The 19,241-nt window shown below is 71.1% G+C and carries 14 protein-coding genes; 2 read left to right on the top strand and 12 right to left on the bottom strand.

The annotated features are described in order from the left end of the window. Nucleotides 1–49: 49 nt before the first annotated feature. Nucleotides 50–787 (bottom strand): glutamine amidotransferase, encoded by a 738-nt coding sequence (locus ACFQRJ_RS15715; protein WP_377020160.1) that lies wholly within the window; start codon nt 785–787, stop codon nt 50–52. Between the two features lie 145 nt (nt 788–932). Between ACFQRJ_RS15715 and ACFQRJ_RS15710 the strand changes: the two genes are divergently transcribed. Further along, complete coding sequence (locus ACFQRJ_RS15710) at nt 933–1,898, top strand: aminoglycoside phosphotransferase family protein (RefSeq protein ID WP_377020159.1); 966 nt, start codon at nt 933–935, stop codon at nt 1,896–1,898. Between the two features lie 44 nt (nt 1,899–1,942). Here the strand turns inward: ACFQRJ_RS15710 and ACFQRJ_RS15705 are convergent, their stop codons facing one another. Continuing rightward, nucleotides 1,943–3,895: an HNH endonuclease gene (locus ACFQRJ_RS15705; protein ID WP_377020158.1), complete on the bottom strand. Its 1,953-nt coding sequence runs from the start codon at nt 3,893–3,895 to the stop codon at nt 1,943–1,945. Nucleotides 3,896–4,326: 431 nt separating this feature from the next. Between ACFQRJ_RS15705 and ACFQRJ_RS15700 the strand changes: the two genes are divergently transcribed. Then, a complete protein-coding gene (locus ACFQRJ_RS15700) occupies nt 4,327–4,827 on the top strand; it encodes a glutathione peroxidase (protein ID WP_377020157.1) in 501 nt (166 codons plus the stop codon). A 95-nt stretch (nt 4,828–4,922) separates the two neighbouring features. Here ACFQRJ_RS15700 and ACFQRJ_RS15695 read toward each other — a convergent pair whose 3' ends face one another. From ACFQRJ_RS15695 to ACFQRJ_RS15650, 10 genes are all read right to left on the bottom strand, one after another. Next, entirely contained in the window at nt 4,923–6,929 is a 2,007-nt protein-coding gene (locus tag ACFQRJ_RS15695; RefSeq protein WP_377020156.1) for a serine hydrolase domain-containing protein, read from the bottom strand. Nucleotides 6,930–7,118: 189 nt separating this feature from the next. After that, nucleotides 7,119–7,613 (bottom strand): hypothetical protein, encoded by a 495-nt coding sequence (locus ACFQRJ_RS15690; RefSeq protein WP_377020155.1) that lies wholly within the window; start codon nt 7,611–7,613, stop codon nt 7,119–7,121. Between the two features lie 172 nt (nt 7,614–7,785). Beyond that, the gene (locus ACFQRJ_RS15685) at nt 7,786–9,936 is read right to left on the bottom strand and encodes a prolyl oligopeptidase family serine peptidase (protein ID WP_377020154.1); all 2,151 of its coding nucleotides are present in this window, start codon (nt 9,934–9,936) and stop codon (nt 7,786–7,788) included. A 63-nt stretch (nt 9,937–9,999) separates the two neighbouring features. Continuing rightward, on the bottom strand, nt 10,000–10,425 hold the full coding sequence (locus ACFQRJ_RS15680) for a cation:proton antiporter (RefSeq protein ID WP_377020153.1): 426 nt from the start codon (nt 10,423–10,425) through the stop codon (nt 10,000–10,002). After that, a complete protein-coding gene (locus ACFQRJ_RS15675) occupies nt 10,422–10,682 on the bottom strand; it encodes a monovalent cation/H+ antiporter complex subunit F (protein WP_377020152.1) in 261 nt (86 codons plus the stop codon). Before ACFQRJ_RS15675 ends, ACFQRJ_RS15680 begins: the two co-directional genes overlap by 4 nt. Continuing rightward, a complete protein-coding gene (locus ACFQRJ_RS15670) occupies nt 10,679–11,281 on the bottom strand; it encodes a Na+/H+ antiporter subunit E (RefSeq protein ID WP_377020151.1) in 603 nt (200 codons plus the stop codon). Before ACFQRJ_RS15670 ends, ACFQRJ_RS15675 begins: the two co-directional genes overlap by 4 nt. Next, nucleotides 11,281–12,822: a proton-conducting transporter membrane subunit gene (locus ACFQRJ_RS15665; protein ID WP_377020150.1), complete on the bottom strand. Its 1,542-nt coding sequence runs from the start codon at nt 12,820–12,822 to the stop codon at nt 11,281–11,283. The genes ACFQRJ_RS15670 and ACFQRJ_RS15665 overlap by 1 nt, the downstream gene beginning before the upstream one ends. Further along, on the bottom strand, nt 12,819–13,151 hold the full coding sequence (locus tag ACFQRJ_RS15660) for a sodium:proton antiporter (protein ID WP_377020149.1): 333 nt from the start codon (nt 13,149–13,151) through the stop codon (nt 12,819–12,821). The genes ACFQRJ_RS15665 and ACFQRJ_RS15660 overlap by 4 nt, the downstream gene beginning before the upstream one ends. Beyond that, nucleotides 13,148–16,189, bottom strand: a complete 3,042-nt coding sequence (locus tag ACFQRJ_RS15655) for a DUF4040 family protein (RefSeq protein ID WP_377020148.1) — start codon at nt 16,187–16,189, stop codon at nt 13,148–13,150. The genes ACFQRJ_RS15660 and ACFQRJ_RS15655 overlap by 4 nt, the downstream gene beginning before the upstream one ends. A gap of 434 nt (nt 16,190–16,623) precedes the next feature. Beyond that, a complete protein-coding gene (locus ACFQRJ_RS15650) occupies nt 16,624–19,227 on the bottom strand; it encodes an alkaline phosphatase PhoX (RefSeq protein WP_377020147.1) in 2,604 nt (867 codons plus the stop codon). Nucleotides 19,228–19,241: the final 14 nt, after the last annotated feature.

Here is a 19,241-nt window from a genome sequence, read left to right as displayed (position 1 = left end):
GGGCGGACACGGCTCAGCGGACGGACACCGCTCAGCGCGCGGACACGGCTCAGCGCGCGAACAGCGTCGCGAAGGCGCGGAGCAGCTTCGGGGGTTCGTCGGCCTCGACGCTCTCGAGCGCGGCGAAGATGTCCTCCATCTCGTCGGGCGAGAAGTACCCATGGTCGCGATAGGCACGGGCGCGGTCGATGATCGAGGGGATGTCGAGCTCGGGGTGGAACTGGGTGGCGTACTGGCGGGTGCCGACGCGGAACATCTGCACGGGCGAGGCGTTGCCGGTGGCCAGCAGCGTCGCGTGATCCGGAAGCGTATGGACGGCTTCCTTGTGCCCGACGAGCCCGACGAAGGACTCGGCGAGTCCTGCCTCCTGGATCAGCGGATCCTGGCGGCCATCGGCCGTGAGCGTCACGTCGATGGCCCCGAGCGGTTCCCCGTAGGTGCGGTCGATGACAGCGCCCTGGTGCGTGCCGAGGGTGCCGATTCCGTAGCAGGCGCCGAAGAAGGGGATGTCCTCGGCGATGACCTGGTCCAGCACCCGGAAGATCTCCTTCTCGGCGCGCTTCTCGGCCTCGGACTTGGTCTGCTCCGGATCGGAGACGGTGAAGGGGCTGCCGCCGAGGATGATCCCGGAGATGTCCGCTGCCGCCAGCTCGGGGTACGGGTCACGGTCCAGTCGCGCCCAGATCAGATCACCTTCGTCCAGCCCGGTGAAGGAGAGGACGGACTCCTTCTCGGTGTAGGCGACGTCGTCCTCGGGGCGGGTGGCGATCAGCACGAACGGTTTCACGGAAGAATGTTAGCCGCCGGGGCTGTACGGGTCGGCCGGTTGCGCCGGCGCGATATGTCCCCAGGTGCAGGCTCGGTGTGCGCCCCGCCTCCGCTCTCGCGCTCGCTTTTCGTCCTCCTCGTCCTCGTCCTCACAGGAGATGGTCATGACCGGTCCCTCCAGGATCGACCGTGCCACTGACGCCCCCGACCCGCCTCCGCTGATCGCTGGATACCCGTTGCCGCCTCTCCTGGCCGACAACGAGGAGCCGGGCGTCGTCGCCTGGCGCTCCGGACTGCCCGGCATCGTCGACGAGGTGCTCGATGAATGGTCGCTGTCGGTCTCGACGCCCTTCTCCCCCGGTGGGTCGGCGGCGTGGGTGGCACCGGTGCGCGACGGCCATGGCGCGGAGCTGGTGCTGAAGGTGGCGTGGGCCCACGAGGAGGCGCGCGACGAGGCCCCAGGGATGGCCCTGTGGCAGGGACGCGGCGCAGCAGAGGTGGTGCACAGTGAGCGCCGCGGAGAGACATCGCTGCTGCTCATGGAGTGCATTCGGCCTGGTATCCCACTCGCGGAACTGCTGACCTGGCCGGAGCGCGACGAGGTGGTCGCGAATCTCCTGCGACGCATGTGGGAGTCGCCGAGTGTCATCGCTTCCCCGTCCGACGCAGCGCAGTTCCGGCCGCTGGCCCACATGTGTGCGTGGTGGGCGGACAGCGCCCAGCAGCGCGCCGACGACGGGATCTCACCTCTGCCCCACGATCTTGTCGACCATGGACTGGCGCTGTTCCGTGAGCTGCCTCGGCAGTGGGGCGGTGAGCCCGTGCTTCTGGCTACCGACCTGCACCCGTCGAACGTTCTGGCGCGAGGAGAGGGCAGGCAACGGCAGTGGGTGCTGATCGATCCCAAGCCATATGTCGGTGACCCGCACTACGACGTCCTCCAGCACATGCTCAATGACCCGCAGCGCCTCACCTCTCAGCCCGGTGAGTTCGCCGATCGCATGTCTGATCTGGCCGGGCTGGATCCGCAGCGGACGCGCCGCTGGCTGTTCGCGCGATGCGTGCAGGAAGCGGGCGTGATGAACGGGGCGGCCGAGGTGGCACTCCGGTTGGCGGCCGACGGGGTGTAGTCCGATCGGGCCGCAGCCAGGCGAGATCGACGCCGCCGCGCGACTCATCGTTCGGCACTTTCTCGTCGGTCCCGACGTGATCGGCGCTCTCCTCGCTCCTGTCGGTTAGCTCGGTCCTGCCGGGCACGACGTCCGCGTGGTTTCCGCCGCTTCCGAGGTGCCGGCCGTTCAGGATCGAACAGCCCGGCGCGATGGAGGGCTTCATAGGCTGCGGTGACATCGCCCGGAGACGGCTGTGACCGCTGGTTGCCGGATGCTGTGGGACCGGAACCTCGGTCGGCAGGAACTGTGTTGCCGCTCTTGGCCCCATGGCCTCTCTCGGCCCCATTGCCGCTCTTGGCCCCACTGCCACCCTCAGCATTGTCGCCACCATCTTCACCGTCCCCGCCGTCCCCGTCGGCCCCGTCGGCCCCGTCGGCCCCGTCGGCCCCGTCGGCCCCGACAGTAGGAACCGGCAGTGATTGCAGCGGGGCGAGAGGACTGGGCGTGGTGGTGCGGCTGGTGCCGGCCATGCCGGTCCAGGTCACGCGGTGGCCCGGGCGCTCAGGATCGGCGGTTCGCACCACGGAGCGGGTGTCGTGCTCCTTCTGGTTGCAGTGCGCACACACGTCCTGGCCGTTGTCGATACTGGTGGGCCCGCCCTCGGCATGCGGGGTGATGTGGTCCCGCTGTCGCGCGGCGGCATTGCAGAACGGCCCCCGGCAGGACGTATCGCGCCAGCTGAGGAACCGGCGCATCGCAGGTGGGAACTCGCGCGCCCTGGATTCGACGCCGACCAGCTCCCCGGAGGTGGGGTGGGTGTACAGCCGGCGGATGACAGCGCGCAGGGCGGGCCCGTCCGGTCCCAGCGGGTCCCGGTCGATGCTCGCGGTATCGGGCGGCTCCTGGCCGGGCCCGGCGAGATCAGCAGGCTGGCGGGGTTCGGCGAGAGCGGCCCGGAGCTGAGCCCGGACGGCTTCGGCGGGCACCGGTCCGTACCCCTCGATCTGGGCGGCGTCGCCGCAATCCGAGTTGAACAGGGCGCGGTCGGTGATCATCACCCCCACGTCGAGGGTCACCGGCTCCATGCCGCCCTCACGGCGCAGCAGAGTCTCGGTGAAGGCGTCGGCCATCAGAGTGCTGTGGTTCTCGCCGGGGCTGAGGGTGCCGTCGGCTTCGGCGCGGCGCCGCTCCGCCTCCAGCGAGAGCCGCTTGTGGACCAGACGGGCATCGATCGCAGGCAGTCGCGCACTCACAGTCGCCATCCCGTGCTCGCCCGGGGTGAACGTCACGCAGCGTTCCTTGCGGGCCTTGGTGTGGCGGTACGTCGTCCCATCGGGGTCGATGTGCTCGGCCACGGCGGCCACCTCCCGGCGCCATTGACGCACCCCGGCCCCGTCCAGGTCCGGCAGGCGTTCGCCGAGGATGGCATCGACGGTCTTGCGCTGATCCTCGTCGATGGGCGACATCGCGTCCGCCGTGGCATAGGCGACCTGAGCGGTGACCTTGCCCGATCCCATCGCGGAGAGCATCTCGGGCATCGAGGCCACCATGCGTCGCGCCGCCGAGAACGTCCGGCCGGCAGTTGCAGGGGACCGCCGGGTCATCAACGACAGGTCCCGGCGCGTGGCCGCATCGGACTGGCGGTTGATGCGCTCCATCGGAGGCAGCACCGCATCCTCGTGCGCCGTGCTGTCGCGGGCGGCGGCGATCAGATCCCGTGTGGTCGCCTTGCCGAGGGCGACGACGGTGCGCGCCTCCAGAGCATCCAGGGCGCTGCGTGCCTCCTGGATCGTGGCGAGGAGGTTGGTGAACACCGCTCGCTCCTGGGTACCGACCTCGAACAGCCGACGCGGATCGGTGGCGATCGATTCGAGGATGAAGCCGTCATCGGCCAGCAGATCTGCAAGACCCGCCAGACCAGCGGCGCGCACAGCAGCCACCGACCGTGGCGGGCCCGGGGGCTGCTGCGCGGTCGGGCCCTCTCCCGGAGGTGGTGACTGCTGTGATGTGGACATAGCTCCATCCTCTCGCGCATCACCACGTATCGAAACCTCGTTCCCCGGAATGTGGACAACTTTTTGCGACGATTCCTCCACACTTTCTGCGTGCCACATAGTCGCCCACCCCCAGCACTGTCACCGCTGGTGACCGAGGGGGAGCACACATCGGCGCCATCGCCTCACGCCGGCCGGCCGGACATCGCCCCCTCTCTGCACGCTCCGATCAGCCGCAATTAGACACTCATAACGAATTGCGCCAGCCAGCACCGAATAATGTGGACGAATGAGCATTGTGGAGGAACCATTCACGAGCAGCGACCGACACCCGGGCGCGCCGCGACAGAACTGGCGCCGTCACACCTCCGGCGCCGGCCCGGACGTGAGGCCGCACCACCCGGCCCGGCCAGCCCTGTGAGGCCCACATCTCAGAGGTCCACAATGGACTCATGACGACTCTTGCCGACTTCACCGCGAGCACGATCACCGGGCAGGACAAGAACCTCGCCGACTACGTCGGGTCGGCCGCGCTGGTGGTCAACACCGCCAGCAAGTGCGGCTTCACCCCGCAGTACGCAGGGCTCCAGGATCTGTACGCCCGCTTCCATGAGCGCGGCCTGGTGGTGCTCGGCTTCCCCTGCGACCAGTTCATGCACCAGGAGCCGGGCACCGAGTCCGAGATCGCCGAGTTCTGCTCCGTCAACTTCGGCGTCGAGTTCCCGATGTTCGCGAAGGTCGACGTCAACGGCGAGGACGCGCACCCGCTGTACACGTGGCTGACCAGCTCGCACGCCGGTCCGCACGGCGATATCCCCGCCGGTGAGATCGGCTGGAACTTCACCAAGTTCCTCGTCGGCCGCGACGGCGCCGTCATCGCCCGCTACGGACCAAAGGTGGAGCCGGCCGACATCGCCGACGACATCGAGCGGGCGTTGGCCGCCGACGCCTGAGACCCGCCCGCTGCAGCCAGGCCCCGCCCGCTGCGGTCCGGCAGAGATGCCGATACCGTCAGGCGGAGATGCCGAGCGACCCGCCGCCGGGCAGCTCACTCCCCCAGCACCCACCCGTCGGCCACGATCACCTCACGGTCCGCAGCACGATCGGTGTCCAGCAGCTCGTGGTGCCCGTCCACTACCCGGATCCGGCCCACCCACGCACCGAGCCCGCGGGTGGCGCCGTCGGTCGTCACGGTCAGCCGGATCTGCACCTCGTCGCCGAGCACTTCTCCCGCTGAGTCGACCAGGGGAAACGTGCCGGTCCACTGCTGGCGTCGGCCCCAGCCGGTGATCTGGCCGTCGGGCACGTCGACCGGTTCCTCGTGCCGGGCCTCGAGCGTCCCGGCCAGCGGGTACCAGCTCGAGCCCTGGTCCTGCGAGGCCTCGACCGACAGCACGTCGTACGCGGTCTCGAGATGAGCGAACAGATCCAGCACCAGCTCCGGGCTGCGGGCCCCGCCGCTGCCCAGATCGAGGCCGGCCGTGAGGGTCGCCGTGGAATCGTCCTCGGCGCCAGCGCTCCAGCCCTCCCGCAGCTTCGTCGGCACAATGCCCAGGGCACCCGCCACGCACGTGGAGACCTCCCGCCGGGTGGCGGAGGTGGAGGACCACTCGCGTGTGGGGTGGACGGAGTTGGCGAGCATGATGACGATGGTGTCGGTCAGCGGGTCGATCACCAGCGAGGTGCCGGTGAAGCCGGTGTGCGCCCCGCTATACGGGCTGGTCAGGCCTGCGTGGTAGTACCAGGCCTCCAGCTCGGGGCCGAGGCCGCGGCGGGCACCGCCGACCCCGGTGACCGCGGCGATGCGGTCGGTGAACATCTCCTGCACGGTCTGGGCGGAGAGGATCTCGGCCTTCCCGTAGCGCCCGCCGCCGAGGAACATCTGCCCGAAGACGGCCAGGTCGCGGGCGGTGGAGAAGACCCCGGCGTGCCCGGCGACGCCGCCGAGCGAGTAGGCGTTCTCGTCGTGGACGTGACCGTGGACGAGCTCCCCGTAGTAGTCGATGTACTCAGTGGCGGCGATCCGCGGGCGCAGCTCCGCGGGCGGGTTGTACATGGTCTCGTGCATGCCGAGGGGCTCGGTGATGTGCTCGCGCACGTACTCGTCCAAGCTCTGCCCGGCGAGCTTCTCGACGATCAGCCCCAGCGTGATCAGGCCGAGGTCGCTGTAGACGTACTCGGTGCCGGGCGGGGCCTGCGGTGCGACCGTCAGCACGGCGTCCAGCCGCGAGGGCACGTCGGGGTAGGAGGAGTAGAGGTTGATGAAGGGCGGCAGGCCGCCGACGTGGGTGAGCAGGTGCTGGACGGTGACGTCGGCCTTGCCGTTCGCGGCGAAGGCCGGCAGATGCGAGGCGACCGTGTCCTCCAGCGACAGCTCGCCCTGCTCGATCAGCTGCATCACCGAAGTGGCGGTGAACAGTTTCGAGATGGAGGCGAGGTCGTAGATCGTGTCGCTGCGCGCCTCGATCCACTGATCCTCGGGCAGCTGCTCGGTCGCAGTCTTCCAGCGCAGCGCGTACCCGTCGGCGTGCTCATAGGCGATGCCCGCCTGGGAGGCGACCAGCAGCGAGGCGCCGGAGAAGCGGGGCGGATCGTGGTCCAGGCCGGCGCGGATGATCGCGGGCAGCTCCTCGAGCGAGTCGGCGTCGAGGCCGACGGAGCCGGGCTCGGCCTCTCGCAGCGTCCTGCCCGATCGCTGGCGGTCCCAGGGATGGCGGTGGGGTTTCCCGCGGCTCCAGTCCGGTGCGGCCAGGGCCGAGCGAGAGGAGGGCTCGTCCTTGTGCGGAGCGGGATCGCCCTTCGCCCAGCCGGCGATCGGCACTCCGACGGCGGTGGCGGTGGCCGCCAGCGCGGTGCCGGCCAGGCCCGCGCGGCGGGTGAGTCCGGCGCGGCGGAGGCGGCCGCCGCTGGAGCTGGGACCGCTGCCGCGGACGGCACCCGCGCGACCGGCATCGCCGCCGGTGGCGGACGTGTCACCGCCACCGGGCTCTCCCCCGCGGCCGACTGCTCCGGCCTCGGGGTTCTCGTCGCTGCTCGGCGTCGTCCGGGAATCCATGGGAGCTCCTTCGCATCGCGTCGCGGCAGGAAAGGGGCTCGTGCGCCGGCGACGACGAGACCTGCCTGGCGCCGCTGCCGGTGGGTCCGTCGGCCGCCGCACGCCGTCGACCACGGTAGCCGGACGCCCGGCGATGTGCCACTCGTCACGATGGGCCGAGCGGGGTGGCGGTCGATGAGTGGCGCAGGGTCAGGCTCGTGGCCGTGCGCCGCGTTCTCGCCGGAGCCGTTGGACGCCGCGCACCATGATCACGACGCCGGCCAGCAGCAGCGCGATGCGGACGAGCCCGCCCAGGACCTCGAGAACCGTGAAGACGATCTCGACCGTGGAAAGGCCCGGGGGATCTCCGTAGGTCTCGAACGACAGGCCGAACATCCCGAAGAGCCCCATCGCCGCCGCCACGAGGATGAAGATCCCGCCCCGGCGCAGGTTCGCGGCGCCCCTGACGACCACCAGGATGGCCAGGATCAGCAAGGCCAAGGACAGGCCGGCCTCGAGAGCCCACAGCCCCATCAGTGTCAGCACCCAGGCCACCTCGCGGGCCATCGAGCCAGCCGCCCACGCCATGAGCGGCCTCTCGCTGAGACCGAAGACCAGCCCGGCGGCGATGGCGACCACGAGAGCCGCCGCGACCACGACGGCGGCGGTGGCCGGTCGCAGCGGCTGCGCGACGGGGCGCGACACCGCTCCCGAGCCCGCCCCTGCGCCCGGTCCGCCTCCCGGACCCGCCCCTGCGCCCGGTCCGCCTCCCGGACCCGCCCCTGCGCCCGGTCCGCCTCCTGAACCCGGCCATGCGCCTGATCCCGTGCCACCCGGTCCCTGCCCGGATTCTGGCCCCATGCTCATCCCGCCGCCCTCAGTCGCGCTGCAGCTCGAGCACCGGCACGCACGCCGGGCTGAATCCCAGCACCTGCCCGTAGAACGACAGGCTCGCCTCGGTGGCGCGGATGATCGACTCCGCCTTGCGGAACCCGTGCTGCTCCCCCTCGAACAGGAGGTAGGCGTGCGGGATCCCCTTGGCCGCGAGCGCGTCACGGAACAGTTCGGACTGGCTGGGCGGCACGATCCGGTCCTCGTCGCCCTGGAGCAGCAGCACCGGCACCTCGAGCTCGTCGACGTGGTTGAGCGGGGCGCGCTCGACGTACAGGTCGCGGCGCTCGGGATAGGGGCCGACGAGGCCGTCGATGTAGCGCGACTCGAAGTCGTGGGTGTCCAGGCGGAACTTCTCGAGCTCGGCGACGCCGAAGCTGGAGACGCCCGCGGCGAAGGTGTCGGTGCGGGTCAGGCACGCGAGCGTGGTCCAGCCGCCGGCGCTGCCGCCCTCGATCGCCAGTCGCTTCCCGTCGGCGATTCCCTGGGAAACCAGATCTTCCATGACGGCGACGGTGTCGGCGACGTCGACCACGCCCCACTGCCCGCGCAGACGGTTGCGGTAGGCGCGGCCATAGCCGGTCGAGCCGCCGTAGTTGACCTCCACCACGCCCAGGCCCCGGGAGGTGTAGTACGCGACCGGGAGCGAGAGGACCGGCGGGACGTGCCCGGTCGGACCGCCGTGGACGCGAGCGATGAACGGCGGCAGATCTCCCTCGCGGCCAGTCATGCCGTCCTGCCGGGGCCGGTACACGATGGCGTGGACGACACCGCCCTCGGCGAGGGGAACCTCGATGCTCTCGCCGACGGGCAGGGCGCCGGGGTCCGGGGCGTCGTTGCGCGAGGAGCGCAGCAGAGTCAGCGAGGACAGGACGGCCGACGGACCATCGCCCGCCGACGTTGGGGCCGTCGACGGATCCGTCGCGGCGGCGGGCCGGTCACCGTGGCCGGCCGCGAGTTCGAGTCGCGCGGTGTGGATCGCGGCGAACTGCGTCGGCGATGCCCCGGCCAGCACCACCAGCCCGTCGGCGCGCACGAGGGCGGCGCTGATCTGTGTCAGCGGGCACTCCAGCGGCGTCAGCTCGGCCGTGCTGAGCCTCAGCACCCCGAGGTTCGCGGCGGCGCGACCGTACTGGACGAGAGCCCGGTCGGCGTCGAGCACCTGGTACCAGGTGCTGCCGAGGGTCCACATCGGCCCGGCGAACTCCTGGTCGAGCTCGAGGACCTGCCGGGCGCCGGCTTCGGCCGACCAGGTCCAGGGGTTCCACCAGCCGGAGGCGTCGGAGACGAACATCAGCCACTGGTCGTCGAGCCATTCCGGCTGCAGGACGGAGGTCTCGGGACCGCCCGCGATCACGTCACCGGTGCCCGCACTGCCTCCGGCCAGCGGTGCCACGTGCAGCTGGGTGCCGTCCCACGGCATCTGCGGGTGCTCCCAGCTCAGCCAGGCGACCCGGGTCCCGTCCGGGCTGATGCGCGGATGGGCGACGAACCGCGAGGCCGGGGTGACGCGCCGGACGGCGGACGGGTCCTCGGCGGCCGAGCCGTCCAGGGGCACGGCCGCGACGTAGCGCTCGATGTGGGGTGCGCCGTCGGCATCGGCGCGCGGGCCCTGGTCACCACCGGTGTGGTCCTCGCAGATCCACCAGATCTCGACGGTGCCGTCGGCCAGGGTGACCGGTGTGGGGTCGGCCCAGCGCAGCGAGGGCCCGTGGGCGGAATCGACCTCGGGGCCGAGGGGCGAGAGCGGGCGCGGCTGCTCGCCCTCCCGGACGGCGTGGACGCGCTGGTCCTCGAAGTTCACGAACACCACCAGCGGGGGCTCGGAGCCTGTCCCGGCGGCGCCGGGGACGACGGTCCAGCTCGCTCCGCCGTACTCGTGCACGCGTGAGCGCGCGTTGAACGGCGCGGGCAGGACGGTGACCGCAGCAGCTGCCGCATCGTCGTCACGGCCGGCGACGTCGACCGCTCCTGCCGAGCGCACGATCGCCTGGCGCCCGCCCTCGGTGGCGATGCCTTCGGTCCACCACACGGCGTCGCCGACCAGGCGCGGGGCGCCGAGCCTGGTCCCGCCGGTCGCGAGCTGCTCGGCGGTGATGGGCGAGGGCCAGGAGCCGTAGGGCAGTGTCGTCACCATGGCCCCACAGTAGAGGGCCCCGCCGGGCCCCGACGGCGGCTGTGGACAGACGTCACCCGGGTGTTACCGGCCGTCGGGCCCCATCTCCTCACCCGGGCGCACCTCGGTGTGCGGGGTCTGCTCGCCCTCACCGGGGGCGCGAGCGAGATCCTGCGGCGCGGTGCGCGGGTCGACCGGGGAGCCGGAGAGATAGGCGGCCCTCGCCAGCACGTTCGAGGCAATCGAGGAGACGATGATCAGGGCGATGACGGTGATGATCGACTTGACCAGCATCGCGACCTCGAAGCCGCTGATCTGGGTGTGGCGCAGGAACGCGGCGACCACGATCATCGGCAGCCCGAGGCCGGTGGCCGGGGAGAGCACGTTGATGCGGCTGAGGGCGTCGCGGGCGTGGAACATCGACAGGGCGGCCGTGAGCATCCAGAACGCGCCGCCGAGCAGGAGCACGGCGGTCACGACGGTCACGACGAGATCGAGTGCGGCGCTCATCGCTGCCCCCTGGTGAGGATGCGGGCGAGGGCGACGGTCGAGAGGATGCCGAGCACGGCGGCGATCAGCGCCGCGTCCACCGCCGCGGCGGATTCCTTGATCAGGCCGACGATGATGATCACGCCGACGCCGGAGAAGAACACCAGGTCACCGACCACGGCACGGCTGGCGGGGTCCGGGGCGGTGGCCATGCGGAACAGTCCGACCAGGATCGTCGCACCCAGCATCGCGGTGGTCAGCCACAGGACGATGGTCATCGTTCCTCCTCCGGATCGGTCGCCGAGGGATCGGTCGCCGACGGGTCGCCCGCCGTCGGGCCGCCCGCCGTCGGGCCGGTCGCCGACGGGCCGGCCGCCGAGGGGTCGGACCCCTCCGAGCCGGTCGCGAGCGGGGCCTGCCCCTGCTCCCGGTCACCGCTGCGGCCCCCGCTGTCGTGGATGCGACGTGCTTCCCGGCCATCGGCGTAGCGCTCGTCGGCCAGTCCGCCGCGGCGGGGATGCAGGGCGGCATCCGCCCCGCCCCGCCCGCGGGTGGCGCGCAGCAGCCGCTCCTCCATCTCGGCGAGGTCGGAGAGCACCTGCTCACGGGAGGTGGCGAACAGGGCGTGGACGAACAGGCTGGGCCGCTCTTCGGCCGTGCCGTGCGCCGTGCCCACCACGAGGGTGCCGGGGGTGATCGTGATCGAGGAGGCCATCGCGACGATCTCGATGTCGGTGGTGGCCCGCAGACGGTACTCGACGATCGCCGGGGAGCTGTGCACTCCGGGTGTGTAGACGCCCTTGGCGACCTCGACCGAGCCCTTGAGGATCTCGACGAGGATCCACAGCGCGTAGGACAGCGTGTACCACAGCCGCATCATCCGCCCCTCACCGCCTCCACGTAGGCGCCGACGTCCAGCAGGTCCGTGGCGGCGAGGTCCACCGTCGGCAGCAGGAGGCCGATGCCGACGAACATCGCCAGCGACAGCGCCATCATCGACGCGCCGGGCAGGGCGAGGCGCCAGGGCACGCGCACCTCGTCCGGCAGCGGGGTCTCTGCCCCACGGCCGGTGCGGGGGTCATCGGGTCGGTAGGTGGTCATGTCCTCGCCCCATGCGATGCCGCGCCACACGCGCTGCAGGCCCAGCAGGGAGCCGACGGACGCGACGACCACCGCGAGGACGGCCGCCCAGCCCAGCACCCCCTCACCGGTGGAGGCCTGCTCCGCCGAGGCGCTGAGCAGACCCACCTTGCCCCACAGTCCGGAGGTGGGCGGCAGGCCGACGAGGCTGAACAGGCCCAGGGCGATGATCCCGACGACCCACGGGTCGCGCCGCGCCAGCCCGGAGAGGTGGTCGAGACGGCCGGAGCCGTAGGTGTGCTCGACCGCGCCGGTGGTCAGCAGCAGCGCCGACATCGTCACCACGTGGTGGACGAGGTAGAGGATGCCGGCGGTCAGGGACAGCTGGGTCAGCAGCACCAGGCCCAGCAGGATGTGGCCGACGCCGGCGACCATCTGGTGACCCATCGCGGTGCGGACGCGGGAGGCGCCGGCGGTGGCGAACGCACCGACCAGGATGGTTGCGATCACGAGGACGGCGAGCACGGCCAGAAACGGCAGCCCGTCGGAGAAGGTCACCGTGATGATGCGGTAGATCGCGTACAGCGCCACCTTGGTGTGCAGGGCGGAGAACAGGCCCATGATCCCCGCCGAGGTCGCCGGGTAGGCCCGCGGCAGCCAGGAGTGGACCGGGACCATGCCGCCCTTGACCGCCAGGGCCAGCAGCACCACGGCCAGCGCCGCGGCGGTGACGGGATCCTCGCTGCCGGCGCCGGCCAGCGCCGCGAGGTTCACCGTGCCCGCGGCGCCGTACACGAAGGCCACGCCGATCACGAGCACCGTCGAGGTGAGCAGATTGACCAGCACGAACAGGCGGCCGATGCCGAGTCGCCGCCAGGTCCCGGTCAGCGCGATGAGGGCGTAGGAGGGCATCAGCATGACCTCGACCCACACGAACAGGTTGAACAGGTCCCCGGTGAGCAGGGCGCCGTTGACGCCCGCCGTCAGCAGCAGCACCAGCGGCGGCACGAACCGGTAGTGGGACTCCCCCGTCAGCAGCAGGAACACGCTCGCCGCCAGGGTCGCGACCGCGGTGACCAGCAGCATCAGCGCGCTGAATGAATCGGAGACGAAGGGGATCGCCAGCACGTCCGAGAAGCCGCCGACGGCGTGGGCGACGACGGGCTCGCTGCGGTGGTACGCCAGCAGCCAGATCGCGCCGACGCCGGAGATCACCGGCACGGCGATCAGCAGCACGCTCTCGACGAGATGGCGGCGGACGAGGACCAGCGCGGCGGCTCCCAGCAGGGGGATCACCACGAACAGGGGCAGCAGCGACGGGGCGACGGCGGGGATCATGAGTCCTCACTCTCGCCGGTCTTCGGGTGATGAGACATGTCGTCGTCGTGGCCGATGACCGCCAGGGTGAGCATGAAGATGGTAACGGCCATGGTGATCACGATGGCCGTGAGCACGAAGGCCTGCGGGAGCGGATCGGCCATCTCGGGACGGGCCGAGATATCGGTCAGCGGCTCAGCGCGCCATCCGGGGACGCCGCTGGCCAGCAGGATGAAGTTCGCGGCGTGGCTGAGCAGGGTCATGCCGAACACGGCGCGCACCATGGAGCGCTGCAGCAGCAGGTACACCCCGCCGCCGACGAGGACGGCCACGGTCAGGCTGAGGATCATCGGCGACCGGGCTCCTTCGGTTCGGTGCCGGCGGTGAGATGGGAGGTGCCCATCCCCACGCGGCGCCGGCGGGGGGCGGGTTCGCCGCGGGTGGTCTCCAGGGGGCCGGACAGCTCGCCCTCGACGGCCTCATCGGTGCGCTCGCGGGTGCCCTCGATCGGTGGCACGTCACCGCGGGTGGCGCTGACGCCCAGGAGGTTCACCGCGATCATCACCAGCCCCAGCACCGCCAGGTACACCCCGAGGTCGAAGATCATCGAGGTGGAGACGTGGACCCCCAGCAGGTACCCGTGCAGCGGTTCGAGGAACCCGGTCTTCGCGTACCCGAGGAAGCCGGCCCCGAGCGCGACGCCGATCCCGCCGCCGATCAGCACCACCGGCAGCTTCGGCGGCCCGATCGGGCGGTCCATGGAGGTCGAGAGGTACAGCAGCGCCACGATCGCCGAGCCGACCAGGGCAGCGATGAAGCCGCCGCCGGGAGCGTTGTGCCCGCGCAGGAACAGCATCACCGAGATGATCGCCAGGATCGGTCCCGTCACCCGCACCATCAGCTGCAGCGCGGCGGCGTTGCCCCAGGCGGAGTCGATCGCACGATGGGCCGAGGTGCCCTCGGGCCGCAGCTGCGGTTCGTCGGCCGGCTGATGGTCCGTGGGCTCGTCGGGGTCGATGAACCGGTCGCGGATGCTGGAGAGCACGGCGACGATCGCGATGCCCGCCATGCCGAGCACGGACAGTTCGCCGAGGGTGTCCAGGGCACGGAACTCCACGAGGATCACGTTGACGATGTTGTGGCCGCCGGTGATCTCCTCGGCGTGGTCGATGTAGTACTGGGCGACGTCGCTGCGGCCCCGTCGGCCCACGAACAGGAACATGCCGGCCCCGGCGGCCAGGCCGACCAGCACCGCGATGGTGATCGAGCCGCGGCGGCGGGGCCAATGCGGGAACACGAAGCCCTTGGGCAGGCGCTGGAGGACCAGCATGATCACGATGATCGTCAGCGACTCGACCAGCAGCTGGGTCAGGGCGACGTCCGGCGCACCCAGGGAGAGGATCTGCACGGTCGCCAGGATCCCGATCGCGGCGAGGGCGACCGCGGCGCCCAGGCGGTCGTGACGCGTGCACACCACCACGACCGCGGCCGTGATCAGCACCAGCAGGACGAGGTCGATGGGCTGATTGGTGCCGGGGGCCAGCGGGACGAGATCGCCGGCCAGCACCGCTAGCGAGCCCAGCACGACCGCTGCGAAGGCCACCACGATCGCGCCCAGGTGCCGCATCGGGTCGTCCGAGGCGATCGGGCGGACCAGGACGGCCGCGATGCGCTCGGCCAGGCGGTCGACGGCGGTCAGCACGCGGGCGCCGTCGACCGGGAACGGGCGCGCCTCCAGGGCGGGCAGCAGCGGGCGGCGGACCAGGGCGATCACGGTGCCCAGCACGATGACGCCGGCGGTGAGGCCCAGCTCCGGGGTGATGCCGTGCCAGAGGGCGAGGTGAGCGTGGTGCTCGCCGCCCAGAGCGGCCTCCATCGCCCGGGAGACCGGGGTGTCCAGCACGCCGACCCACAGGGCCAGGGGCAGCCCGGCGAGGATGGGCAGGGCGGCCGGCCAGAGGAACAGCGCCTCGGGACGGTGGGCGTCGGCAGCCCGGACCGTCGCCCCGGTCGGATCGGTGCTGCCGGCTTCCTGGGCCGGCGTCACGCCGTCCGTGCGGGCGAGCGCGTGCTCGTCCCGGCCGTCGACGAAGACGCCGAGCACGATCTTGGCGCAGTAGGCGAAGGTGAGCACGCTCGCCCCGGCGATGCCGAGCGCGACCGTCCACCCCACCCAGGCCGGGCCATGGGCCTCGAGGGCGCCGGTCAGCAGCGACTCTTTGGAGGCGAAGCCGAGCATCGGGGGCAGGCCCGCCATCGACATGCAGCCCAGCAGCGTGATGACGAACGAGCCCGGCATGGCGCGCAGCAGCGCCGGCATCCGGCGCAGCTCGCGGGTGTGCACGGCGTGGTCGACCACACCGACCATCATGAACAGCCCGGACTTGAACAGGGCGTGGGCGATCGTGTGCACCACCGCCGCGAGGATCGCCGCCTCGGTGCCGACGCCGATGACGGTGACGATCAGGCCCAGCTGGCTGACCGTGGAGTAGGCCATCAGCTTCTTCAGGTCCGGCTGCTGGAGGGCGAGGAATCCGCCGACGAAGGCGGTGATCAGGCCCGCCACGATCAGCAGCACGTTCCACGCCAGCACGTCGTGGAAGGCAGGGCTGAAGCGCAGCAGCAGGAAGATGCCGGCCTTGACCACGGCGGCCGCGTGCAGGTACGCCGAGACCGGGGTGGCCGCGGCCATCGCGTCGGGCAGCCACACGTGGAAGGGGAACTGGGCGGACTTGGTGCAGGCCGCGACGGCGACCAGCACCGCCACCAGGGTCGCGAAGCCGGGGTCGGTGGACCAGACATCGGAGGCGAGGACCTCGTGCAGCGAGGTGGTGCCCAGCCGCACCACCATCAGCGACACGGCCGTCAGCAGGCTCAGGCCGCCGAGGAAGGTGATCAGCAGCGTGCGCATCGAGGCGGCCTGGCCGGCGCTGCCCGAGCGGGCGATCAGCAGGAAGGAGGCGATCGAGGTGAGCTCCCAGGTGATGAACAGCAGCACCAGGTCGTCGGCGAGCACGAGGCCCACCATCGACAGGGTGAACAGCACCATCACCAGGGAGAAGCTGAGGTGGCGCCCGGGCTCGAAGTATCGCGCCGAGTAGGCGAGCACGATCGCGCCGATGACCAGGGCGATCATGGCGAAGACGATGCCGACGCCGTCCGCGCGCAGGGCGAGATCGATGTCCCATTGCGGAGCCCACGGCATCGTGAACACAGCAGCGGGATCGTCGCCGGCGCCGGCGAGGACCGCCGAGGCGGCCGGGATCAGGGTCGCGGTGGCCACGAGGTACAGCCCGGCGAGCACCCAGCAGGCGGCGCGGCCGAGCACCCGGTCCAGCAGCGGCGTGAGCGCGGCCGTGGCGAGCAGGATCAGGAGCGTCCAGAGCACCGACACCGTCAGCACCCCGGCCGGGAGCGGTCGGACGTGGCGGGGCGGGGCATGGCCGTGATCCTACCGATCCGCAGGCGGCGGCCAAAGTTCCGGACGCCCACCGGGCACTCCGACGGGCCCGCGCGCGCACGCGAGATAAACACGCGAGATAAATAAGCCTCGTCCACACGCCTCACGCCCCGTTTCCGTGGCCGGAATCACGCGCTCGAGGGTGCTCCAGACTGCGCCGAGGCACCGGCCGGCCCCGCCGAGCCGACCCCGCAGTGGCGGAGCCGATCCCGGCGCGGCGGTCATGCGCACCACGGACGGCCACGACCAACGGCCCCGCAGTCGTGTGGCTGCGGGGCCGTGTGGCTGCGGGGCCGTGTGGCTGCGGGGCCGTCGCGTCGTCGGGACCGGAGGGTCGGTCACCCGATGCAGGGGACCGGCGATCAGCCGCCCATGAACGTGATGTTCTGCTCCGTGCGGGCGCGGTGCAGGAACGCCGCGGTGGCGTCACGGTTCATCGGGTTCAGCGGACGGTAGGTGCCATCGCTCCAGCCCTTGGAGATGCCCTGGTCCTCGAGCCAGGCGATCTCCTTGGCGTACATGATGTGCGTGGGCACGTCCTCGAAGGGACGCTCGGTGGGCTCGTCGAAGGCGGGCGAGCCGGCGTAGCGGTACATGAACGCCGCCATCGCATCGCGCGCGATGGGCTGGGTGGGCCGGAAGGTGCGGTCGCTCCAGCCGGTCGTGATGCCCTGCTGGTAGGCCCAGATGATCGCGTCGTAGTGCTCCTGACCGCGCTCGACGTCGCGGAACGGCTCGCTGCGCGGGGGCGTGACCTCCGGCGAACCGGCCAGGCGGTGCAGGAACGCGGCCATCGCGTCACGGTTGACGGGCTGGACGGGACGGAAGGTGCCGTCCTTGTAGCCCTTGGCGATGCCGTTCTCGTACGCCCAGATGACCGACTCGTAGTGCTCGTCCTCGGGGCCCATGTCGGAGAAGGGGTGCTCCTCGGCGATCGGCAGCACCTGGATCACGGCGGGCTTGGGGCCGACGCCGTCGAAGTCGGGGAAGTAGGAGCGCTGGTCGCCCCACTCGCCGTCCTCGCCGGGGTGCTGGACCGAGACGAAGGCGGTCTGGTCCTGGTCGCGGATGATCGGGCCGCAGGTCTCGGCGTCGATCGGGACCGAGAGGAACTGCTCGACGCGGCCGCGGCTGTCGCCGTCCAGGGTCACGCGGAACAGGCCGTCGTTGTAGCCGATGCCGGAGGGGGCGCCGTCGGTGGAGATCCAGAGGTTGCCCACAGAGTCGAAGGCGAGGTTGTCGGGGCAGGAGATCGGGGAGACCTTGTCCTGCGGGAAGCCGGAGAAGTACGTCTGATCGCCCTGCTCGGGGTCACCGCACACCATCAGCAGGTTCCAGGAGAACGTCGTCGAGGACTGGTCGCCCTGCTCGTCGATCTCCACGATGTGGCCGTCGCGGTTCTCCGTGCGAGGGTTCATCTCGTCGGCCGGCGCGTTGCCGTCGACGCCGCGGCCGGAGTTGTTGGTGCAGGCGACGTACACGCGGCGGGAGGCCAGGGAGGGCTCGACGTCCTCGCAGCGGTCCATCTTGGTCGGGCCCACGGTGTCGGCCGCGAGGCGGGTGTTGACCAGGACCTCCTCGACGGTGAAGCCCTCGACCTGGGACTTGCCCTTGAGCACGAGCGGCAGCCACTCGCCGGTGCCGTCGAAGGCGCCGTCGGAGGGAACCTCGCCGGAGCCGTCGATCTCGTCGGCGGAGTTGCCGGTGAACTTGGCGACGAAGAGGTCGCCCTCCTCCAGCAGCTTCATGTTGTGGTCGCGGTCGCCCTCGACGTACTTCTTCTTGGAGACGAACTTGTAGAGGTAGTCGAAGACCTCGTCGTCGCCCATGTACGCGACGACGCGGTCGTCCTCGCCGATGATCACGTTGGCGCCCTCGTGCTTGAAGCGGCCCATCGCCGTGTGCTTGCGAGGGGTGGACTCAGGGTCGAACGGGTCGACCTCGACGATCCAGCCGAAGCGGTTGGGCTCGTTCTCGTAGCCCTCGTTGCGGGCGTCGAAGCGGTCGTACTTCTGCTCCCACAGGCGGGAGGTCTCGCGGTCAGCCAGGCCGTAGCGCTGCTCGGCCTCGGAGGTGCCGGGAGCGCGGAAGTAGCCGTGGAAGTTCTCCTCGCCGGAGAGCAGCGTGCCCCAGGGGGTCAGGCCGCCGGCGCAGTTGCCGAGCGTTCCCAGGACGGTCCTGCCCTTGGGGTCGTCAGCGGTCGTGACCAGGTCGCTGCCGGCGGCGGGGCCGGTCAGGGCGAACTCGTCGTCGAGATGGATGCGGCGGTTCAGCTCCGCGCCCTGGACATAGCTGTAGGGCGAGATGGCGTTCTCGCGCTCGAGCTCGACGACGGTGAGCCCGTGGGCGGCCATGCCGATCTCGATGATGTCGTCCTGGTCCGTGTCGGCCGGGAACATGATGTTCTCGTTCGTGTACTCGTGGTTCACGAACATCACGGCGCGCTTGCCGTCGGTGTCCGGGATCTCCTGGATCTCGGTGTAGTCGTTGTTGTAGCCGAACTGGACCCGCTGGGCCTCGGCGCTCTGGGCGTTCCAGTCGAACTCGGGGGCGTCGTCGAACAGCGGGTCGCCCCAGCGGATCACGGGGTGCCACTCGAAGCCCTCGGGCACGGTGAACTCGTCGGTCTCGAAGTTCACCGGAGCGATCGCGTCGAAGTCGAGCGAGGTGCCGTTGGGGGCGAGGGCGGGCGCGGGGCCGACGGTCGGGGCCGCCGGGGAGGAGCCGGCCGGGGCCGCGACGGCGCCCTGGGTGCCGGCCAGGGCGATCGCGATGGCGCCGCCGGTGCCGCCGAGCATGGTGCGGCGGGAGAGCGCGGCGGAGGCGATGTCGCGGAAGGTGGAGTTGTCGCTGTGGTTGCAGGGGCCGTAGGCGCACTGGTTACCGCACTTCAGCGCACACGTCACCGCCGAGCGCTTGCCGCGCACGGAGTCCTTCATCATCAGGGGCAGGTCGATCAGGGCCATCGGAAGATCCTTTG

The sequence above is a fragment of the Brachybacterium sp. GCM10030252 genome, assembly GCF_042666535.1.
Classification (GTDB): domain Bacteria; phylum Actinomycetota; class Actinomycetes; order Actinomycetales; family Dermabacteraceae; genus Brachybacterium.
Note: the sequence above shows the minus strand (reverse complement) of the source record. Positions and strands in the feature narration are given on the sequence as shown.